Origin of the sequence: Vibrio sp. S457-15, from assembly GCF_000960545.1 — a bacterium.
GTDB lineage: Bacteria > Pseudomonadota > Gammaproteobacteria > Enterobacterales > Vibrionaceae > Vibrio > Vibrio parahaemolyticus.
Genome location: NZ_JYOQ01000014.1, coordinates 1 through 675, shown reverse-complemented (window position 1 = coordinate 675; position 675 = coordinate 1). Strand labels below are relative to the sequence as shown.

4 tRNA genes are annotated in these 675 nt (G+C 45.3%); all 4 read left to right on the top strand.

The window, feature by feature from the left end:
* The first annotated feature begins 64 nt into the window (after window positions 1–64).
* The 4 genes from UF05_RS02615 to UF05_RS02600 all read left to right on the top strand — a co-directional run bounded on the left by UF05_RS02615 (window position 65) and on the right by UF05_RS02600 (window position 416).
* Window positions 65–140, top strand: a tRNA-Glu gene (locus UF05_RS02615).
* Between the two features lie 2 nt (window positions 141–142).
* A tRNA-Lys gene (locus tag UF05_RS02610) sits at window positions 143–218 on the top strand.
* Window positions 219–250: 32 nt separating this feature from the next.
* Window positions 251–326 (top strand) — tRNA-Ala (locus tag UF05_RS02605).
* Window positions 327–340: 14 nt separating this feature from the next.
* Window positions 341–416 (top strand) — tRNA-Val (locus UF05_RS02600).
* The last annotated feature ends 259 nt before the right edge of the window (window positions 417–675 follow it).

Here is a 675-nt window from a genome sequence, read left to right as displayed (position 1 = left end):
CCACACAGATTGATACGGTTTATAAAGTAAAGAGAAGAAGAGTTCCCAAACTCTTCAATCCAGTGTCCCGTTCGTCTAGAGGCCTAGGACACCGCCCTTTCACGGCGGTAACAGGGGTTCGACTCCCCTACGGGATACCATTGGGTCGTTAGCTCAGTTGGTAGAGCAGTTGACTTTTAATCAATTGGTCGCAGGTTCGAATCCTGCACGACCCACCATTCCTTCCATTAGGAATTAAAACTCAAAATATGGGGCTATAGCTCAGCTGGGAGAGCGCCTGCCTTGCACGCAGGAGGTCTGCGGTTCGATCCCGCATAGCTCCACCATATTTTGACACAATGGGCGATTAGCTCAGTTGGGAGAGCACCTGCCTTACAAGCAGGGGGTCACTGGTTCGAGCCCGGTATCGCCCACCATCTTTAAGCGCATTCGATGAGTGCTTTTAAAAATGGTTACTTCATTAGAAGTGATTAGCTCTTTAACAATTTGGAAAGCTGACAAAACAACAATTTATTGTTGTTTGTAAAGTTCTCAATGTTTGTCTTTAGGACAAACACCAAAATAACACATTCAAGTGTTCTTGGAATTTGAGTCCGGCAAAATCGAGTCTGCATCATGTATAAAAATTGCAGACAACTTTGGTGACTTGTCATCAACTCGAAACTCCTTCGGGTT